The organism is Streptomyces alfalfae (genome assembly GCF_004127445.1).
GTDB classification, from domain to species: Bacteria; Actinomycetota; Actinomycetes; order Streptomycetales; family Streptomycetaceae; genus Streptomyces; species Streptomyces alfalfae.
In genome coordinates this window covers 203,910-218,632 of sequence record NZ_QEXM01000037.1, presented here as the reverse complement: position 1 = coordinate 218,632, position 14,723 = coordinate 203,910, and the positions used below count along the sequence as shown (strand labels likewise).

Annotated in this window: 11 protein-coding genes; 6 read left to right on the top strand and 5 right to left on the bottom strand. The window is 71.9% G+C overall.

The annotated features are described in order from the left end of the window. The first annotated feature begins 25 nt into the window (after window positions 1-25). Window positions 26-613, top strand: coding sequence for a GNAT family N-acetyltransferase (locus DCW30_RS16090; protein ID WP_076687513.1), 588 nt, complete (start codon window positions 26-28; stop codon window positions 611-613). On the opposite strand, the gene DCW30_RS16085 is transcribed toward DCW30_RS16090, so the two are convergent. Continuing rightward, a complete protein-coding gene (locus tag DCW30_RS16085) occupies window positions 591-1,532 on the bottom strand; it encodes a TauD/TfdA dioxygenase family protein (protein WP_079250229.1) in 942 nt (313 codons plus the stop codon). The genes DCW30_RS16090 and DCW30_RS16085 overlap by 23 nt on opposite strands. 190 nt (window positions 1,533-1,722) lie before the next feature. Then, complete coding sequence (locus tag DCW30_RS16080; RefSeq protein WP_076687512.1) at window positions 1,723-2,595, bottom strand: SAM-dependent methyltransferase; 873 nt, start codon at window positions 2,593-2,595, stop codon at window positions 1,723-1,725. A gap of 272 nt (window positions 2,596-2,867) precedes the next feature. Between DCW30_RS16080 and lpdA the strand changes: the two genes are divergently transcribed. Both lpdA and DCW30_RS16070 read left to right on the top strand, forming a co-directional pair. After that, window positions 2,868-4,271 (top strand): dihydrolipoyl dehydrogenase, encoded by a 1,404-nt coding sequence (gene lpdA / locus DCW30_RS16075; RefSeq protein WP_076687511.1) that lies wholly within the window; start codon window positions 2,868-2,870, stop codon window positions 4,269-4,271. 130 nt (window positions 4,272-4,401) lie between these two features. Beyond that, window positions 4,402-6,576 (top strand): MMPL family transporter, encoded by a 2,175-nt coding sequence (locus DCW30_RS16070; RefSeq protein ID WP_076687510.1) that lies wholly within the window; start codon window positions 4,402-4,404, stop codon window positions 6,574-6,576. Between the two features lie 30 nt (window positions 6,577-6,606). Here DCW30_RS16070 and DCW30_RS16065 read toward each other — a convergent pair whose 3' ends face one another. After that, entirely contained in the window at window positions 6,607-7,821 is a 1,215-nt protein-coding gene (locus DCW30_RS16065) for an MFS transporter (protein ID WP_076687509.1), read from the bottom strand. 475 nt (window positions 7,822-8,296) lie between these two features. Here DCW30_RS16065 and DCW30_RS16060 point away from each other — a divergent pair, with 475 nt between their 5' ends. Further along, window positions 8,297-9,826 (top strand): MFS transporter, encoded by a 1,530-nt coding sequence (locus tag DCW30_RS16060; protein ID WP_076687508.1) that lies wholly within the window; start codon window positions 8,297-8,299, stop codon window positions 9,824-9,826. Between the two features lie 17 nt (window positions 9,827-9,843). Here DCW30_RS16060 and DCW30_RS16055 read toward each other — a convergent pair whose 3' ends face one another. Further along, a complete protein-coding gene (locus tag DCW30_RS16055; RefSeq protein WP_076687507.1) occupies window positions 9,844-11,907 on the bottom strand; it encodes a pectinesterase family protein in 2,064 nt (687 codons plus the stop codon). Window positions 11,908-12,140: 233 nt separating this feature from the next. Between DCW30_RS16055 and DCW30_RS16050 the strand changes: the two genes are divergently transcribed. Both DCW30_RS16050 and DCW30_RS16045 read left to right on the top strand, forming a co-directional pair. Further along, the gene (locus tag DCW30_RS16050) at window positions 12,141-12,554 is read left to right on the top strand and encodes a YciI family protein (RefSeq protein ID WP_062775816.1); all 414 of its coding nucleotides are present in this window, start codon (window positions 12,141-12,143) and stop codon (window positions 12,552-12,554) included. After that, window positions 12,548-13,783 carry an RNA polymerase sigma factor gene (locus DCW30_RS16045; RefSeq protein WP_076687506.1) on the top strand — a complete coding sequence of 412 codons (1,236 nt, stop codon included), beginning with the start codon at window positions 12,548-12,550 and terminating at the stop codon, window positions 13,781-13,783. Before DCW30_RS16050 ends, DCW30_RS16045 begins: the two co-directional genes overlap by 7 nt. Here DCW30_RS16045 and DCW30_RS16040 read toward each other — a convergent pair. Continuing rightward, complete coding sequence (locus tag DCW30_RS16040; protein ID WP_076687505.1) at window positions 13,747-14,676, bottom strand: LysR family transcriptional regulator; 930 nt, start codon at window positions 14,674-14,676, stop codon at window positions 13,747-13,749. The two genes, DCW30_RS16045 and DCW30_RS16040, sit on opposite strands and share 37 nt — an antisense overlap. Window positions 14,677-14,723: the final 47 nt, after the last annotated feature.

Here is a 14,723-nt window from a genome sequence, read left to right as displayed (position 1 = left end):
GGACGGGCCGGGGCACAATGCGCGCATGCCCGCTTCGCCCTCCGGCCGCCCCGTGCGGCCCGCCACGATCCGCACGGCCCGCCTCGACCTCGTGCCGCTGCGCGTCGAGCACGCCGACGCCATGTCCCGCGTCCTCGACGACCCGGCGCTGCACACCTTCATCGGCGGCGCCCCGGAGGACACCGACGCGCTCCGCGCCCGCTACCGGCGCGTGCTCGCGGGCTCCCCCGACCCCGGCGTCTCCTGGTGCAACTGGGTCATCGGGCTGCGCGCGGAGGACGGCGCCCCGCTGGTCGGCACCGTGCAGGCCACCGTCGTCCCCGGCGCTCCCGGATCCGTCGCCGAGATCGCCTGGGTGGTCGGGACCGCCTGGCAGCGGCGCGGGATCGCGACGGAAGCGGCCCGTGGCCTGGTGGACTGGCTGGCGTGGCAAGGCGTGCGCACGGTGGTCGCGCACGTCCATCCGGACCACGGGGCGTCGGCGGCCGTCGCGGCGGCGGCCGGACTCGCCGCCACGGACACCGTCCAGGACGGCGAGATCCGCTGGCAGTCGCCCCCGGACGGAACGCCGGGCGGTGGCCGGTGCGGGATCAGCAGGGGCGGTCGCCCGTGATCGCGACGCGCTCCGCGACCCGGCGGTGCGGGGCGTAGTCGTCGACCGCGTAGTGCTGGGTCGCGCGGTTGTCCCAGAACGCCACGTCGCCCGCCTGCCAGTGGAAGCGCACCTGGTACTCCGGCACATGGGCCTGGCGCACCAGGAAGCTCAGGAGCCGGTCGCTCTCCTCGCGGTCCATGCCCACGATGTGCGTGGTGAAGGAGGTGTTGACGAAGAGCGTCCGCCGCCCGGTCTCCGGGTGGGTGCGCACCACGGGGTGGGTGACGGGCGGGAACCGGTCCTGGTGCGGGACGAGCTTGTCGGGTCCGTAGAAGCGGGCGAAGCCGGGGATGAAGTCGTGCACGGCCCGCGCCCCCTCGATGCGCTCCTTGACGTCGTCGGGGAGGTTGTCGTAAGCCGCGGCCATGTCGGCCCACATGGTGTCCCCGCCGTAGGGCGGCACCTCGCGGAGCTGGAGGACCGCGCCGAGGGCCGGGCGTTCGCGGAAGGTGACGTCCGCGTGCCAGACGTTCTCGTACGTGGGGGTGGCGCTGCCGCCCTTGTCGAAGCGGACCACGTCGTCGGCGGAGCCGCGGGCGAGCAGCGGGTTGGTCTCCAGTTCGCCCCAGTTGCGGGCGAAGTCGCGCTGCTGCTCGGAGGTGATGCCGGCCCCGCGGAAGAACAGCACCTTCCATTCGAGCAGGGCGCGGTTCAGCTCCTCCCGCAGGGCGGGCGTGAGGGGCCGCGCGAGGTCGACGCCGCGGACCTCGGCGCCGATGAGGCGTCCCTGCGGGACGAGGTCGAAGAGGTCGTAGGGCCGCTCCTGGACGCCTTCGGGGAGGCGATCGAGGGTGCGGCGGCCCTCGTACATGCCGTCGGCGGGGACGCGGGCCTCGCGCAGGACCGGGGTGTGCGGGGTGCGGTCGGTGACAGCCATGGCGAAGTGATCCTTCTGGTGGGAGAGAGCGGGCGGCCGTGCGGAAGGGGATCCGGGGACGGCTAGCGGCCCGATCGCTCGCACCCGCGCCGCCACGGGACGTCGAACGTCCGGTCGGCGGCGGTCAGGCGCTGGATCATGGACGTCATTGTGGAGCGCGCCGCGCCCCAGGTCAACAGGGTCGTGGCGCTCAGCCGTCCCGCCGCGGCAGCCGCAGCACTCCCCCGTATTCGTAGATGCCCTTGTTGGCCTCGGTGGCGCCGAGGTACGGCACGAGGTCCGGGTCGACGGGTGCGAGCCGCGGCTGCGCGGCGTCGGGGCGCCAGTCGACGAGGTTCACCAGGCCGGGGTCGACCGGGTCGAGGCCGGTCAGGAGCGCGTCGACCTCGGCGGGGGTGCGCGTCTGCCACGGGACGCCGCCGCCGGAGATGTGCTTCGTCATCGCGGCGCCCCTGGCGGGGTCGTCGGCGACCACCTGGGAGAAGCCGAGGAGGCTGCCGGGCGCGGCGCGGTCGATGACGGTGCGCAGGACGCGCCGGGGCCCGTCGGCGTCGACGAGGTGGTGGCCCACCGAGAGGAAGAGGACGGCGACCGGTTCGTCGAAGTCGATGAGCCGCGCCGCGTCGGGGTGGCCGAGGACCGCCTCCTGGTCCCGCATGTCGCCCTGGATCACGGTGGTCGAGGCGTCGTCGGCGAGCAGCGCGCGGCCGTGCGCGAGGACGATCGGGTCGATGTCCACGTAGACGACGCGGGCGTCCGGGGCGAAGCGCTGGGCGACCTGGTGGACGTTGTCGTCGGTGGGCAGCCCGCAGCCCATGTCGATGAACTGCCGGATGCCGGCCTCGCGGGTCAGATACCGCACCACGCGGAAGAGGAATTCACGGTTCTGCCGGGCGATGTCGACGCACTCGGGGAACGAGGGCAGGGTGGAGAGCAGGAAGTCCCGGTCCACCTCGTAGTTGTCCTTGCCGCCCAGCATCCAGCCGTAGGCGCGTGCCGAGGTCGGGATGTCGTAGGGGATGGACGACGGGTCCACCGTTCTGGGCCGGTTGTCGCTGTCCACTGCGCGCTCTCCACCTCTCCCACGGGCCTCACGGGACGTCTTCCGTGCCGGTGACACTATCCGGTGATCCACGTTCGGGTGAACCACGTGGGAGAAGTCAACACGGCTGGCAGGAAGGGATGTTGACACTCGCGCGACGCGGCGCACCGGCGGGTGACTTCTCCGGCGGGCAGTGGCATGCGCCACCCGCGCCCCGCACGGGCCACCGCATGGCGCATGATCGTGGCACGGAGTCACCCGTCATCCCTGTACCACCCAGAGAGGACCTCCCCATGGAAGACCGCTTCGACGTCGTCGTGCTCGGAGCAGGACCCGGCGGCTACGTGGCCGCCATCCGCGCCGCCCAGCTGGGCAAGCGGGTAGCGGTCGTCGAGGAGAAGTACTGGGGCGGTGTCTGCCTCAACGTCGGCTGCATCCCGACGAAGGCGCTGCTGCGCAACGCCGAGCTGGCCCACCTCTTCACGCACGAGCAGAAGACGTACGGCATCAAGGTCGAAGGACAGGTGTCCTTCGACTACGGCGAGGCGTTCAGCCGCAGCCGCACGGTCGCGGACGGCCGCGTCAAGGGCGTCCACTTCCTGATGAAGAAGAACGGCATCACGGAGTTCGACGGCCGGGGCACCTTCCTGGACGCCAACACGCTCCAGGTCGCGAAGTCCGACGGCACCACCGCCACCATCGGCTTCGAGAACTGCGTCATCGCCACGGGCGCCACGCCCCGCCTGCTGCCCGGCACCAGCCGCAGCGAGCGCGTCGTGACGTACGAGGAGCAGATCCTCGCCGACTCCCTGCCGCGCTCCATCGTGATCGCGGGCGCGGGCGCGATCGGCATCGAGTTCGCCTACGTCCTGCACAACTACGGCGTGAAGGTCACCATCGTCGAGTTCCTCGACCGCGTCGCGCCCCTGGAGGACGCGGACGTCTCCAAGGAGCTGGCCAAGCAGTACCGCAAGCTCGGCATCGACGTCATGACCTCCACCCGCGTGGAGTCCATCGACGAGTCGGGCGAGCAGGTCCGGGTGACGGTCACGGGCAAGGACGGCAAGGAGCAGGTCCTTGAGGCCGACAAGGTCCTCCAGGCCATCGGTTTCGCGCCGAACGTCTCGGGCTACGGTCTGGAGGCGACGGGCGTGCGGCTCACCGAGCGCGGCGCGATCGACGTCGACGGCCGCTACCGTACGAACGTCCCGCACATCTACGCCATCGGTGACGTGACCGCCAAGCTGATGCTGGCGCATACCGCCGAGGCCATGGGCGTCATCGCCGCGGAGACCCTCGCGGACGCCGAGACGATGGAACTCGACTATGTGATGATCCCGCGCGCCACCTACTCCCAGCCGCAGATCGCCAGCTTCGGCTGGACGGAGGCGCAGGCCAAGGAGAAGGGCTTCGACGTCAAGGTCGCCAAGTTCCCCTTCCAGGCGAACGGCAAGGCGCACGGCCTCGGCGACACCGTCGGCTTCGTGAAGGTCATCAGCGACGCGAAGTACGGCGAGATCATCGGCGCCCACCTGATCGGCCCCGACGTCACCGAGCTGCTGCCCGAGCTGACCCTGGCCCAGCAGTGGGACCTGACCGTCCACGAGGTGGCGCGCAACGTCCACGCGCACCCGACCCTCGGCGAGGCCGTCAAGGAAGCGGTGCACGGCCTGGCCGGACACATGATCAACTTCTGAGGCGGCGCCGGGCGCCCCGCCGTGACGCGAGTGACCGAAAGCGGGTGGCTCGACTGGCGGGGCGGCCCGGACCGGCCGATCCTTGTCGGGACACGACTGTGTGCCTCGGGGGCGAGGAGAGGCAGAGCCGATGTTTTCTGGTCTGGGCCGATTCGTGGTGCGCCGCCCGTGGTGGATCATCCTGGCGTGGGTGGTGGCTGCCGGCGCGGTGATATCACTGGCGCCGAAGCTCACCTCGAGTTCCGACGAGGCGAGTTTCCTTCCCGAGCACTACGAGTCGATTCGCGCGGCCGACGTGCAGGAGGAGGAGTTCCCCGAGCAGCAGAACGTCGGCGCGGTCATCGTCTTCCAACGCTCCGACGGCGGGAAGCTGACGGCCGCCGACTCCGCCGACGTGGAGCGCGTCTCCAAGGAACTCACGGCACGGAAGATCCCCGAAGTACGGGCCGTCGTCCCCGGCGAGGTCTCGCCGAACAAGCTGGTGCGGACGTCGGTCGTCGCCATGCCGAAGATCACCGACCCCGAGGACACCTCGCAGCAGGACGCCGTGGAGACGCTGCGGTCGGACCTCGGACCGGAGCTGAAGGGCACCGACCTGACGGCCGGTATCACCGGTTCCGCCGCCCAGGCGCTGGACGAGAGGGACGCTTCCGAGCGTGCGGGCATGCTCGTCGGGGTCGGCACGATCGTCATCATCATCGTGCTGCTTCTCGTCATCTTCCGCAGCCCCATCATCGCGCTGCTGCCGGTGGTCCTCATCGGCCTCATCTCCCCGATGGCGACCGGCCTGATCGCCTCCGCCAACGAGGCCTTCGACATGAAGGCCGACTCCTCCATCCAGGAGCTGCTCACCGTCGTGCTCTTCGGCGTGGGCACGGACTACATCCTGTTCCTGCTCTTCCGCTACCGCGAGGCGCTGCGGGCGGGCGAGGACCCCAAGGGCGCCATGGTCCACGCCGTCGACCGGGTCGGGGAGGCCATCACGTCGGCGGCGGGCGCCGTCATCGTCGCCTTCGCCGCCCTCACGCTCTCCTCGCTCGGCATGCTCCGGTCCATGGGCCCCGCGCTCGCCATCGCGGTCTTCCTGACGCTGCTCGCCGGCCTCACCCTCGTCCCCGCCGTGGTCTCGCTGCTCGGCACGAAGGTGTTCTGGCCGTCGAAGTCCTGGCGGCACGAGCCGCAGGGCACCGGTTTCGCCCGGCTCGGCGCGTCGGTCGCCCGCAGGCCCGCGGTGTGGGCGGTGGTCTCGGCCCTGTTCATGGGCGCCCTGACGCTCGGCGCCCTCGGCTACAAGGCCAACTTCGACCTCGCCGGGTCCTCGCTGCCCGAGGACAAGGAGTCGATGGTCGCGATGCGGGACCTGGAGAAGGGGTTCCCCGCCGGTTCCACCGACCCGACCTCCGTCTACCTCACCTCGACCTCCGGCGAGGCGGTGTCGCGAGAGCGGGCCGCCGCCTTCCGTGAGCGGCTCGCCGACGTGCCCGGCGTGGGCTCGGTGGCGGCTCCCCGCCTGAACCCGGGGCGCACGACGGCCTCGTACTCCGTGATCCTCTCGGACCCGCCCGCCTCCGACGGCGCGCTCGCCACGGTCAAGGACAGGCTGCGCCCCGTCGCGCACGAGGAGGCCCCGGACGGGTCGAAGGCGCTCGTCGGCGGCACGACCGCCATCTACGTCGACATCAACAAGGCGGTGGACCGCGACTATTCGGTCGTCTTCCCGGTGGCGGCGCTCGCCATCATGGTGATCCTGGGGCTGCTGCTGCGGAGCCTGGTGGCGCCCTGGTACCTGATGCTGTCCGTCGCCCTGGGCTTCGGCGCGACGCTCGGCGCCACCTCGCTGCTCTTCCAGCAGATCGGCAGCCAGCCGGGGCTGATGTTCATGCTGCCGGTGATCATGTACTTGTTCGTGGTCGCGCTCGGCACGGACTACAACATCCTCATGGTGTCGCGCCTGCGCGAGGAGGCGCGCGAGGGCCGCGGTCCGCGTGACGCCGCGGGCACGGCGGTGCGGCACTCGGGGCCCACGATCGGCTCGGCGGGCGTCATCCTCGCCGGCACGTTCGCGACGCTGATGCTCGCGGGCAACTCGACGCTCTCGCAGATGGGCTTCTCGCTCTCCTTCGGCATCGTGATCGCCGCGTTCGTCATGGCGATGCTCTTCACGCCCGCGCTGACGGCGCTCATCGGGCACGCCGCCTGGTGGCCCGGCCACGGGGACGAGCAGCGGAACGGAAGCGGCACGGCCCCGCGGTCCGACAGCGCGCGGGAGGAGCCGCGGGCGGACGGGGCGCCGCGGCCGCGCTGACCGGTGCGCCCGGCGGGACGCGCACCCGGCTCACCCCCGGGCGACCCCGGTGGCCGTCCCGCTGAGCGCCACGCACACCACGCCCACGCCGACCGCGAGGCAGACCTTCGCCACCCCGAAGCCGGCCGCCGCCGCGGTGACGGCGGCGGCGCCCAGCGGCCCGAGCGAGTAGTGCGTCGTCCAGAAGGCGGCGGTGACCCGGCCGAGGAGGTGGCCGGGGGTCACCTCCTGGCGCAGGGACATCGAGCAGATGCCCGCGACGCCGGTGGCGAGCAGCATGCCCGCCGACAGGGCGCCGATGACCGGCACGCTCCCCGTCAGCCCGAGGCAGGCGATGGCGACGCCGCCGAGGGCCGTGGCGCCGATCCAGGTCGCCCCGAATCCGAGGGCCTTGCGCACCCGCGTGACCGCGAAGGACCCGAGGAAGGCGCCGACGGTCCCCGCGCTGAGCACGTAGCCCACGGTGTCGTCGCCGTGCCCGAGGTCTTCCTTGACGCGGTAGATGATGACGTCGGTCATGCCGTGGGTGAGGAAGATGAACGCGGACAGGAGCACGGTCAGCGGGCGCAGCACGGGGTGGGCCCAGAGGAAGCGGACGCCGGCCAGGAACTCCTGGCGCACCCCTCCCCCGGTCTGCCGCTCGGGTTCGTCGGCGGGTGGCCGCAGCCTGACGAGGAGGAGTCCGGCGGCGGAGAGGGCGAAGGTCACGGCGTCGATCCCGATGGCCGCCACGGGACCGGCGGCGGCCGCGACGAAGCCGGCGAGGGTGGGCCCGCCGACCGTCGCCACGGCGTACGAGCCGAAGAGGTGGGCGTTGGCCCGGGTGATCTGGTCCGGCCCGACGATGGCGGGCACCACCGTCACGTACGTCACCCGGAACAACATCGCGAAGCCGCCGGCGAGCGGAACGACCGTGTAGATCACCCACATCGGCGTCGCGAAGAGCCAGACCGCCGGAATCGTCGCGTAGAGCAGGCAGCGCGCGACGTCTGCGGTCATGAGCAGCCGGCGCCGGTCGACGCGGTCGGCGATCACTCCGGCGAACAGCCCGGTGACGATCGAGGCGACGCCCGTCATCCCGGTCACGAGCCCCATCTGGACGACCGAACCCGTGCTGTGCAGCACGAGCAGCGGAATCGCCACGAAGGAGAAGGAGTCGCCGAGGGCGGAGAGGGTCTGGATGACCAGGAAGACGCGGTAGTCCCTGTTGGCCCAGAGGGACTCCGGGCGCGCGGGGTCGTTCACCTGCGGAACTCCCTGTCCTGTCGGGGGAGGCGATGTGGCACGCGACCTCACCGCGGCGGCGGGCCGAGAGGGCACGCTAGTGGGCGGCCCAGGGGCCGGTCCAGGTGTTTTCCTCGGCCACACAGCGGGCCGCTCAATTTGCTTTCCCGGGAAAATTGTGAACCCACGCGAGGGGACGTGAATTCTTTGCTCACACTTTCTCCGAGAATGCAAATAACACCCGGTAGCCCCTTTGCTCACACGACGAAGGGGAATGTCAAACGCGATTCGGAGCGCCCCGCGCACCACTGAACGCCCCCGCTACCAGCCCTTATCGGGTGCTAAGATATTCACTCGTCCCGAGCCCAGGCCGCATTCCCAGCGCCGCGCCGCTCGGATTGCATTGCGGTGTGACCGCTGCTCGAAGCGGTTCGCCGAGACTTCCCTCTCCGGAATTCCGGAGAATTACGTCCACGCCTCGCCCTGGAGTTCTCCCATGTCTGCTGACAGCCCCGCTGTCACCGCCCCCGCGCCGGCGGACACCGCCGGCGCGTCACCGCGCGGCCGGCACCTCGGCCTCGCGCTGTTCGTCATCGCCGCGGCCCAGCTGATGGTGGTGCTGGACGGCACGATCACCAACATCGCCCTGCCCAGCATCCAGACCGCCCTCGGCGTCTCCGACGCCAACCTGGCCTGGATCGTCAACTCGTACGCCCTGGCCTTCGGCGGGCTGCTGCTGCTCGGCGGGCGGGCGGGCGACCTCTTCGGGCGGCGCCGGATGTTCCAGGTGGGCATCGCCCTGTTCACCCTGGCGTCCCTGCTCGGCGGGCTCGCCCCGAACGAGGGCCTGCTCATCGGCGCCCGCATCCTCCAGGGAGTCGGCGCGGCCATCGCCGCGCCCAGCGCCCTGTCCCTGATCGCCACGACCTTCCCCGAGGGCAAGCCGCGCAACAAGGCGATGGGGGTCTACGCCGCCATGGCCGGCATCGGCGCCACCGTCGGACTGCTGCTCGGCGGCATCCTGACCGACGCCCTCGACTGGCGGTGGGTGTTCTTCGTGAACATCCCGATCGGCCTCGCCGTCCTCGCCGGCACCAGGACGCTCGTGGAGGCCGAGCGCCACCAGGGCCGCCTCGACCTGCCCGGCACCATCACCGGCACCGGCGGTCTCATCGCGCTGGTCTACGGCATCACGCGGGGCGGCGAGCACGGCTGGACCGACACGTTCACCCTGACCTGCTTCGTCGTCGCCGCCGTGCTGCTCAGCGCGTTCCTGTTCATCCAGAGCCGCACCGGGCACCCGATGATGCCGCTGCGCCTGTTCAAGGACCGCAACCGCTCCGGCTCCTTCGCCACGATGCTGTTCATCGGCGCCGGCATGATGGCGACCTTCTACTTCCTGACCCTCTACATGCAGCTCATCCTCGGCTACAGCGCGGTCAGGACCGGCTTCGCCAACCTGCCGTTCAGCCTCGGCATGGGCATCGCGGCCACCGCCAGCTCCAAGCTGATCACCCGCGTCCCGCCCCGGCTGATAGCCGGCCCCGGGCTGCTCGTGGCCGCGATCGGCATGTTCTGGTTCGCCACGCTGACGCCCGACTCGTCGTACGCCGGGCACCTCATGCCCGCGATGTTCGTGACCGCGCTCGGCCTCGGCATGGGCTTCGTGCCCATGACCCTCGGCGCGGTCAGCGGTGTCGAGCACCAGGAGACGGGCATCGCCTCCGCGCTGCTCAACACCGCCCAGCAGATCGGCGGCGCCCTCGGCCTCGCCGTCCTGTCGACCATCGCCACCTCGGCGGCGAACGACAGGCTGCCCGACGCCGCCGCCTCGTTCTACCGCGGCGTCGCCACCAAGGACCAGGGCCTGGTGGCCGACGCCGCCGACGCCCTGACCCACGGCTACACGCTGGCGTTCGTCGCCGCGGGCGTCATGTTCCTCGCGGGCCTCGCGGTCACCGCCCTCGCCGTCAACGCCAAGGCCCAGGAGGCGGCCGAGGGCGCGGCCCCCGTCCACCTGGGCTGAGTCCCGTGCCCCTCGGGTCAGTCGGCGGGCTTCCAGCCGCCGAGCCAGTCCGCGGTCTCAAAGTCCGCGGCCTGGGCGTCGCTCAGGTGCGGGCGGTCGGCGCTGGGGCCGCCCGCGCCCGGTCCCTTGTTCTTGTACTCGGCGAAGCGGTCGTCCTTCCAGGAGAAGCCGCCCATGTCCGTCCAGGGGGTCTTCTTGATCGGGGCGCCGAGGGTGGAGTCGCGGACGGTGGTCTGCGGGTCGAGGCTCGCGTCACCGCCCGCGTGCCAGGGGCGCCCGAGGTGGAAGCTCCCGGCGGACACGTCGCCGTCGATGGTCGAGCGGGTGATGAGGAAGCCCTTGCGTCCCGCGGGGGTGCTCGGCGCGGTGACGTACCCGGCCGACGTGCCGTTCCAGCGCTTCTTCAGGGTGAGGACGGACCGGTCGACGACCGCCGTGGCCCGGCCGAAGACGAAGTCGGTGTTGCCGATCACGTACGAGTCGGTCAGGTAGACCCGGCCCGTGCGGTCCTTGGCAGCGGTGTCGAGCAGCAGCGTGTCCTGGTCGCCGCTGACGATGAGGTCGTCCAGGCGCACCCGGTCGGCGGCGGTGCGCAGGGCCACCGCCTGCTGGCCGTCGAGCTGCTGGTTCCTGGCCTCGTCGAAGTCGTTGGCGAGGGAGAGGTTGCGGGCCGTGAAGTCGTCGGCCTCCACGGCGACGGTCGCGCTGCCGCCGGTGCCGTAGGTGCCGCCGCCCGGCTTGGTCATCCCGGAGGCGTGGCCCTCGACGATGAGCGTGTCCTTGCGGCTGCCGCCCGTGCCCTGCAGCGTGACGTGCGGCTTGTTCGACGGGACCTTGACCGTCTCGCGGTAGGTGCCGGGCGCGATCCGGATGACGACGGGCGCGGTGTTGCCCGCGGGCACGGCGTCGACGGCCCGCTGGACGCTGCGGTACTGCCCGCTGCCGTCCTTGGCCACCGTCAAGGTGGTGGCCCGTACGGCCTGGGTGCCGTTCGTCGTCCCGATGTCCTCGCGCGGCCCGGCGCCGGCCTTGAGGATGCCGGGGAGGTCGGCGGCCCTGTCCGGGGTGTAGCGGTAGTACCGCTTCGGGTCGAAGGCCGTGCCGCCGCTCTCGTTGCGCCCGCTGGTGCCGGAGAAGACGTTGCCGCGCTGCACGAGGGCCGCCGTGGCGTCCTTGATGACGGGGTTGTCGACGCCCTTGAAGTAGCTGTTCTCCAGGACCATCTTCGTCCTGCCGCGCGCGTAGTTCCCGTAGGACGAGGTGATGTCCGTGCCCGGGTCGTCCTGGAGGTAGTTGTTGTAGAGGTGCGCGTGCGCGACATTGTCCGTGGAGGGGTTGCGCTGCTCGGTCTCGCGGAACCAGTTGTGGTGCACGGTGAGGTCGGCGGTGGTGTTCTCGCTCCAGCCGATGCCGAAGGTCTTGTTGTTGCGGGACAGCCTGTTCCAGGACACCGTCACGTTGGTGGTGTCCTTGCGGCTGTCTATCAGGCCGTCGGCCATGTGCCGCAGGTCGTTGTGGTCGATCCACACGTGGTGGGCGCCGTCCATCTGGATGGCGTCGAAGTCGTGCTCCTTGTCGTTCCAGACGCCCGCGTACGAGTCCCGGATCGTGAGGTTCCGGATGATCACGTTGTGCACGCCCCGGCCGAGGAAGAAGCCGCCGCCGACGATCTCGCCCGAGGCGCCCGCGCCCACGATCGTCTTGTCGGACGCGACCTTGATCTCCTTGCCCTTGGGGTCCACCGGGATCGCCGCGGCCACCACAATGACGTAGGGCTCGGCGGCGGTCGCGTACTTCTCCAGGTCGGCGAGGGTCCGGACGGTCACCGTCCGCCCGCCCCGGCCGCCGTAGGTGCCCTTCTGGCCGTGGGCCTCGACCGACGCGAAACCGTCCGCGGTGTCGTCGGCCCAGGCCGGGGCGGGGGCCGCCGCGGCCTTCGGCTGCGCGTCCGCGCCGAACACCCCGAAGGCCGTGCCGTAGGCCATGGCCGCCGCGGCGGTCAGCGCCAGCGGAACACCTGCCACCAGGGCCGTCTTCTTCCGGCGGTGCCGTGCTCTGCCGGGGCCGTGCAGCTCAGTCATCCGTCTTTCCCGTCTCTGCGTGCGTGGGGGGCGCCCGTGTCCGGTGGAACGGGCCGCTGAGCAGTCGCCGCCGGATCACGAAAGGTTGCCGCCCCTCTTCGCCGGTGTCCCTCTAGCATCGGAAAAAGAGACGGAGAAACTTTCCGCGAGGTGTAGAGAACGCGCCGCCCGCTCCGACGTCCCCGGTGAGAGTCGCCCACGAGGGGTGACGGCGCGAACCGAGGAGAGACGCCATGAAGTATCTGGTGATGGTCCAGGGCTCCCAGGCCGACTACGACAGCATGTCGGGCAAGCCCTCCGGGACGAGCCCCGCCTGGAGCGAGCAGGAACTGCAGGCGATGTACGCGTTCATGAGCACCCTCAACGACGACCTCGCCGAGTCCGGTGAGCTCATCGACGGGCAGGGCCTGACCGAACCGGCGCGGGCCCGCGCGGTCAGCATCGGCAAGGACGGCCGGCCGGTGATCACGGACGGCCCCTACGGCGAGACGAAGGAGCTGCTCGCCGGGTACTGGCTCCTGGAGTGCGAGAGCCTGGAGCGGGTCACCGAGATCGCCGTGCGCATCGCGCGGTGCCCCGGCCCCGAGGGGGTCGTCGACCCGCCCGTGATCATCAGGCCCGTCCAGGGAGCCGGAGGCGAGTGCTGAGAGGTGCCGACGAGACCGAGGACCTGCTGCGCCGCCACGCGCCGCAGGTCCTCGGCGCGCTCGTACGCCGGTACGGGCACTTCGCCACCGCCGAGGACGCCGTGCAGGAGGCGCTGCTCGCCGCGGCCCGCCAGTGGCCGGACGAGGGTGTGCCGGACAATCCGCGCGGCTGGCTGATCCGGGTGGCCTCGCGCCGCCTCGTGGACCAGCTGCGCGCGGACGAGGCCCGGCGGCGGCGCGAGGAGGACGCGGCCCTGCTGACGCCGCGCGACGCGTTCACCGCTCCCCCGCCGGGCGAGAGCCGCGCCCCCTCCGACGACGACACCCTCACCCTGCTGTTCCTCTGCTGCCATCCGGCGCTCACCCCGGCCGCGCAGGTCGCCCTGACGCTGCGCGCCGTCGGCGGTCTGACCACGGCGGAGATCGCCCGCGCCCATCTGGCGCCGGAGGCGACGATGGCCCAGCGGATCAGCAGGGCGAAGGGGAGGATCAAGGGGGTGCCGTTCCGGCAGCCGGTCCCCGCCGACCGCGACGCACGCCTCGCCGTGGTCCTCCAGGTGCTGTACCTGATCTTCAACGAGGGGTACACCGCGACGTCCGGCGACGCCCTGCACCGCGCGGACCTGGCCCGTGAGGCGATCCGGCTGACCCGTGCCGTGCGCCGCCTGCTGCCCGGGGAGGGCGCGGTGACGGGCCTGCTCGCGCTGATGCTGCTCACCGAGGCCCGCACCGCCGCGCGGACCGGGCCGCACGGGGAGCTGATCCCGCTGGACGAGCAGGACCGCGGCCGCTGGGACCGGCGGGCGATCGCCGAAGGCACGGCGCTCGTGGAGGAGGCGCTGTCCCAAGGGCCGCCGGGCGCCTACCAGTTGCAGGCGGCGATCGCGGCCCTGCACGACGAGGCGGAGCGCGCCGAGGACACCGACTGGCCGCAGATCCTCGCCCTGTACGACGTTCTCGTACGCCGTGCCCCCGAGCCCATGGCCGGGCTCGGCCGGGCCGTGGCGTACGCGATGGCGCACGGGCCGCGCGCCGGGCTCGGTGAACTCGCGGCGCTGGAGGAGCAGTTGGGCGGACACTACCGCCTCGAAGCCGTGCGCGCCCATCTCCTGGAGAAGGCGGGCGACCGTGAGGGGGCGCTCGCCGCCTACCGTGCTGCGGCGAAGGGCACCCTCAGCGGACCCGAGGCGCACTACCTCCGGACGCGGGCCGCCCGGCTGCTGCCCTGAGCGGGGACCTGTCCCAGCGTGGCGCAGTGCTCGGCCACGGTGTCGGCGAAGGCGCGGGCCAGCGGGGTGAGCGCGTCCCAGCGGCGCACCGCCCAGCCCACCGTCAGCGGGGGCAGTCCGGGGACGGGCACCAGGCGCACGCCGCCGGAGGCGCCGCCGGGCAGCGCGGGGACCACGGCCCGGCCGGTGCCGAGCCCCGCGAGCAGGACGGCGGTGTCCCAGTCGGCGACGCTGGTGACCGCGGGCAGCTCCACGCCGGCCTCGGCGAGCCGCCGGTCGAGCTGGGCGCGGGAGGTCGAGTCGGCCGGTGGCGTGATGAGCTGCGCGGTGGCCAGCTCGCCGAGTTCGACGCACGCCCGGTCGGCGAGCGGATCACCGGCGCGTACGGCGAGGACCCACGGCAGCGCCACGACGGGCCGCTGCTCGATGCCGCGCACGGCCTCGCCGAGGGTGATCCAGGCCAGGTCCAGGTCGTCAGCGGCGAGCGCGTCGAAGCAGCCGCTGCTGGAGCCCGTGGTCCGGAACTCCAGGCCGACCCGCGGATGGCGCTCCCGGAAGCCGACGACGGCCTCGGCCATGAAGTGCCGCACGCTGGTGGCCCCGGTGGTCACCCGCACGGTGCCGCCGTCCCCGCGCGCCTGTTCCCGCAGCCGGCGCACGGCGAGGTCGATGCCGCCGATCCCGTCGGCGGCCGCCGCCGCGAGGACGCGCCCGGCCGGCGTCGGGACGACACCGCGCGCGTGCCGTTCGAGGAGGCTGACGCCGAACTCCTTCTCCAGACGTTTGACGTGCTGGCTCACGGCCGACTGCGTACAGGTCAGGTCGCGGGCGACGGCGCTGAGACTGCCCGCGCGGCACACGGCCACGAAGACACGGAGATCGTCGAGGGTCACGAAGGACGAAGTTATCGCTTGGAGGGATGCAAGCAAACCCGAGGATT

Coding starts and splice junctions, on each gene's coding strand:
- DCW30_RS16090 (WP_076687513.1), top strand. CDS start 26: ATGCCCGCTTCGCCCTCCGGCCGCCCCGTGCGGCCCGCCACGATCCGC.
- DCW30_RS16085 (WP_079250229.1), bottom strand. CDS start 1,532: ATGGCTGTCACCGACCGCACCCCGCACACCCCGGTCCTGCGCGAGGCC.
- lpdA (WP_076687511.1), top strand. CDS start 2,868: ATGGAAGACCGCTTCGACGTCGTCGTGCTCGGAGCAGGACCCGGCGGC.
- DCW30_RS16070 (WP_076687510.1), top strand. CDS start 4,402: ATGTTTTCTGGTCTGGGCCGATTCGTGGTGCGCCGCCCGTGGTGGATC.
- DCW30_RS16060 (WP_076687508.1), top strand. CDS start 8,297: ATGTCTGCTGACAGCCCCGCTGTCACCGCCCCCGCGCCGGCGGACACC.
- DCW30_RS16055 (WP_076687507.1), bottom strand. CDS start 11,907: ATGACTGAGCTGCACGGCCCCGGCAGAGCACGGCACCGCCGGAAGAAG.
- DCW30_RS16050 (WP_062775816.1), top strand. CDS start 12,141: ATGAAGTATCTGGTGATGGTCCAGGGCTCCCAGGCCGACTACGACAGC.